Origin of the sequence: Actinokineospora sp., assembly GCF_050699995.1 — a bacterium.
GTDB lineage: Bacteria > Actinomycetota > Actinomycetes > Mycobacteriales > Pseudonocardiaceae > Actinokineospora.
Genome location: NZ_JBOHGC010000532.1, coordinates 1 through 5,236 on the forward strand (window position 1 = coordinate 1; position 5,236 = coordinate 5,236).

At 69.9% G+C, this 5,236-nt stretch carries 1 protein-coding gene; it reads left to right on the forward strand.

Features of this window, described 5'->3' with window-relative positions; translation table 11 throughout:
• The coding region (locus ACRDSQ_RS26285) for a thrombospondin type 3 repeat-containing protein (protein WP_431424640.1) at positions 1-5,236 on the forward strand (5,236 nt) is incomplete at both ends.

Sequence of the window (5,236 nt, forward strand, 5' to 3'; positions counted from 1 at the left end):
CCTACGCCTCCGCAGAGCTGACGGGCGTCGGAGCGCTGATCCGCGACTACTTCGCGCAAGGCTTCTACCCGACGGGAGCGCGCGTGGACGCCGACCGCCTGCCGAACGTCTCCGGCCCGCTGGTGAAGGCGATGGTCGCCGCCTCGGCGAACTTCCTCGAAGAGCTGGGCACCTCCTACCCGACGCCCAACGATCAGGCGGTCGGTTTCGCGCGGGCGGTCAATCTGCCGAACGTCTCCGGGGTGAACGTGGGCATCATCGGCAACAGCGAGCAGGGGTACGGGCGCCCGGTGGTGACCTCCGTCCTGCCCCTGGCGAACTGGCCGACGAGCAAGGGGGTGGGGATCAACAACACCCTCGAGTACCCGGCCGCGGGCCTGCTGGTGTTCGACGAGGTCGGGACCGGCGAGCTGGCGATCAGCAACACCCGGACGTCGATCGAGCACACCTTCACGGTGGACTCCGACAGCACGCGCACCGTGCTGATCGGCGGGGTGTCGGCGAAGATCGTCGATCGCGGCCAGCTGCGGATCGCCGTGGCGTGGAGCGATCCGCCGAGCGGGCCCGGAACGGCGGGCGCCCTGGTGAACGACCTCGACCTCGAGGTCGAGTCTCCGGGCCCGGACGGGACTCTGAGCTCCACGACGGACAACATCATCTACGACGGCAACAACTACCAGCAGGGCACCATCAAGCAGGGGCAGTGGAGCCTCGGCCGGACACCGGCAGGCACCGACCTGGGCGACCGCCGCAATCCGATCGAGGCGGTGCACCTGTCGGCGGACGCCAACGGCGACGGTAGCGTGGCGGACTCGCAGCTCTTCGTGGGCACCTGGCGGGTGCGCGTCAAGCGGGGCGCCGGCGGGGCGACGGCGGGGCAGATCACCGTCCTGACCGGCGCGCGCGAGGACGCCAACAATAACGGACGGCTGGACCCGGGCGAGGACTCGGCGCCGGCGGGGGACGGCGACGGCTTCCTGGACGCCGACGGGCAGCCGTACGGCCTGGTGATCGCCGGACCCGTGATCGGGAGCGGCAGCCAGACGTTCAACGGCGCGTCCCACGCCTTCCCGGCGAGCGTGGCGCGGCTCAACAAGAGCCTGTACGGCTGCGCCGACGAGGCGCGCCTGACGGTGTTCGATCCGGGCACCACGGCGACGGCCGTGGCCGCGGCCGTGACCTTCGAGGTGGTGTCGCGCGGCGGGGTCGTGGTCGACCAGGAGCGCGGCCTGCCGTTCACCGCCTCGGCCAGCAACACCTACGCGTCGGGCGGCATCCCGGTGCGCGACGGGCGCCCGGCGGCGATCCGCTTCAACGGCATCCTGGAAACCAACGGCCCGGGGCTCGAGGAGCCGTATTCCGTCCGGGCGCGCTACGCCGATACGCCGCGCGAGGTGCTGGCGGCGGCCCGCATCTCGTGCAGCCCCAACCTGGTGGCCTGGCGGTTCCTGGGCATCCCGAACGAGAACGGGACGCAGCAGGTGGCCATCGGCGGCGGCTGCGACCAGGACCAGTTCATGGACTCGGGGGAAAACGTCACCTACTCGTTGACCTTCGGGAACTCCAACCGCGATCACGACCTGACCGACGTGCAGGCGACGCTGGCGGTCGGCGGACCGGGCGCGGGCGCGGTGCGCGTCCTGAACAGCCCGCAGAACCTCGGGAGGATCCCGGGCGGCCAGATCACCGCCGCGACCTTCATCCTGCGCATCGACCCCGCGGCGCTCGCCCTCATCGCGGTCAACAACCGGATCGTCGACGTGACGGTGACGCTGCGGGCCAGCACGGGCAACGTGCAGCTGGAGCGCCAGGCGTTCGCCTTCCGCCACGCCCTCAACTCCGACTACGAGACCTTCCACTACTCGACCGATCATCCGGGCGGCGCCCGCGAGATCCGCGACTTCAACCGGAACCTCCAGATCGACACGCCGGACCTGATCGATCCGTTCATCGGCATCCAGATCCCCGATGAAGACGTGACCTTCAGCTCGATGTTCATCCCGGGAACGGCGGGCGGCGTGGTGACCAACATCCTGGGCGAGGACCTGAACAACAACGGGGCCCTGGATACCGCCACCGAGCGCGACATCATCCCGAACGGTGCCCTGGATCGCGGCATCGTGGCCTCCGCCTCGGGGCCGACCCCGGGCGTCGACAAGGCGCCCTTCACCTTCGACAGCAACAGCGGCGGCTTCGCCGGCTTCCGCAGCGCCTTCAGCCGCCCCGGCGGCTCGGCCGCGCAGGTGTGGGAGTACGTGCGCAGCGGCGTGTGCGGCTTCCAGACCGCCATCCCCGACGGGGACCCGGCGAACGGGTTCCAGAACGACGGCGCGGGAATCTGGCACACGGGGGACGGCAGCCCGGCCACCCCGACGACGTCCTGCGAGAACCACGCCATCGCGTCCGAGGCGGCCACCCCGCCGGGGCAGGAGTTCTTCCAGGACTTCCTGGTGTCGCCGATCATCGCCAAGGTGCACCAGACGGCGGACTCGCGCGGCCTGCCGTACACGGTCGAGTTCCAGCGCCTGGGCTACAACACCATGGTCCAGACGGTCGACGATCAGCCGGGTGGAAACCTCAACATCGACAACAACGTCGACGACGACGGCCCGAACTGCCTGCTCTGCCAGGATTTCGACTTCCGGTACGGCGGGATCGACTACCTGGTGGCGGGCTGGGTGAACTCCGGCGACGCGGGCACCTGCCCGGCCTGCGTCGGCATCCCGCAGCGCACCTTCGGGCTGACGATCGACCCCGACGGCTCGCTCGGTGGCGGGAACAAGTCGCTCACCGGCGATGAGACCGGCTTCACCGCCTTCACCCAGAACACCAACATCCTCAGCAGCAGCCCGATCCCGGAGGCGGGGCCGGCCCTGCTGCCGTATCCGCTGCCGGACGCGCCGACCGTGTTCGCGCCGGATGGCGTCACGCCATGGACCAACGACGTGGCGGGCCCGGTGCGCAACTTCGACCTGACGCTGATCAACTACGCCGCCGGCTTCAACTCCCTGATGCAGGGATCGACGGGCCAGGAGGTGCCGTCGGTCACGCCGTTCGACGTCAACCCCGGCGTGCGCTGGCAAGTCGGCTTCGGCTTCTTCCACATCGAGGGCGGCGCCAACGTGGCCGATTACGGGATCGGCGTGGACGACGTGGTGTTCGAGTGGGACGAGCGGCACCCGGTGGACGAGGCCGCGCTCGGCCATGCCGCGGCGTGCCAGCGCTTCGGGCAGCCGGGCCAGGCGGCCGGGGCGCAGTGCGCCACCCTGTCGGTCGATCGCGGCGGCCTGTTCGAGTGCGAGGATGCGCTGCTGGTCTCCGTCTACGACCCGAAGAGGGCGGGGGCCGGATCGGTCGAGGTCCTGGCGGCCTCGGACAGCGACGCGCGCCCCTTCAGCACCGGCGTCGTCACCGCGCTCCACCCGGTGAAGCGCTTCACCCTGGCCGAGGTGTCCGGCTCGCCCGGGATGTTCACGGGCCCGATCGTCGCGTCCCAGGCGATCAACGCCCCGAACACGCTGTTCGTCTCGCCCGCGACGGACAACTTCGTCCAGGTCTATTACCAGGACCCGCAGTGCGACGGCAACCGCACCGGCGTGGCCGGCCAGAACGACTTCGACAACCTGGACGGCGACGGGGTGGCGTTCGGCGCCGACAGCTGCCCGTTCGACTACAACCCGAGCCAGGGCGATCCCGACGGGGACGGCAGGGGCGACGGCACCGTCGCCGGCGAGATGGGGTGCGACAACTGCCCTGGCGTGGCGAACGCCGATCAGCTCGATTCGGACGGCGACCGGGTCGGCGACGCCTGCGATCTGGACGACATCGATTTCGACGGGATCGTGAACACGGTGGACAACTGCCTGGACGTCTACAATCCGTTGCAGGCGCCGGGCGGGCCCAGCGGCAAGGGGCTGGCCTGCGACAAGACCACCGACCGGGACGGCGACGGCTTCAACGATCGGCTCGACAAGTGCGTGCGCACGCCCAACCCGCTCCAGGAGGACGCCGACCAGGACGGCATCGGGGACGCCTGCGAGGGCGACTGCCTCGGGGCGCGCCGGGCGGAGCTGGCGATCGGGTCGTGCAGCCGTTCGAGCGCGGTCGAGTGCAGCGCCGCGGACCCGGCCTGCCCGACCACCGGCATATGCCAGGAAGACCTCAGCCGGGTCTGCACCAGCAGCGGCCCGCAGTGCACCTGCATCAACATCGCCCCGGAGGCCTGCGTCCTGACCGGGACGATCAACGACACCCCCCGCACCTGCTCCATCAGGGACGACGACACGGACGTCGACAGCGTGGCGGACGCCGTCGACAACTGCCCGGTGAAGACCAACCTGCCGGTGGTTCCCGGGACCAGCCGGCAGGCGGACGGGGACAACGACAACATCGGCGACGCCTGCGACTCCCCCTTCATGGTGGACGGCGACAACAGCGGCCTCCCCGACGACGTCGTGTCGTTCTCGCTGGTGGTGAACTGCGGCAAGGTGCCCCTGCCGACCCTGGTCGTGGAGAGGGTGGACGTCGTCGATCTCAACGGCGACCTCGACGTCTTCTGCGACACCGGCGAGCGCTGCGAGATGACCATGACCGTCTTCAACGCCTCACCCATCAACCTGACGGACGTCACCCTGTTCCTGGCGACCTCCGACTCGGACATCCAGTGCGTGACCCGCTCGTCCGTGAACATCGGCACCCTCGCCGCCGGGACCAAGGTCAACACCGCGAACATCGGCGGCCAGCGGCGGGCGTTCGAGTTCGTCATGTCGCCGACCAGCGAGACGACGGACGCGGCGCAGCCCCTGAAGGGCGACTTCAACCTGGCGCTCATCTCCCGCGAGTCGATCGGCACGCGAAACAAAGTGGGCTTCCAGATCCTGCTCGACCTCGATCTGCCCGAGGGCGTGGTGGTCCAGAGGGTGCTCGGTCCCGACGGCACAGGGAACACCAGCGACGACGGCCTGCTCTTCGAGAATTTCGACATCGACCGCGACGGGGTCGGGGGCGTGGACATCAGCGACGGCCGCGAGGGCATCGCGAACGACACATTCGGCGTGACCGTCGGCTCGGCGCTGGGAGGGATCAACGTGATCGCCGGCATCGGCTGCGGCGGCTACAAGATCCCGCCGATCGATCCCGGCTGCCGGATCGACCCGGACAACGACATGAGCTGGCACGTCCACTGCCCGACCGGGACCTGCCCGCAGCCTCACGCGGTCTCCGCAAAGGGCAACCT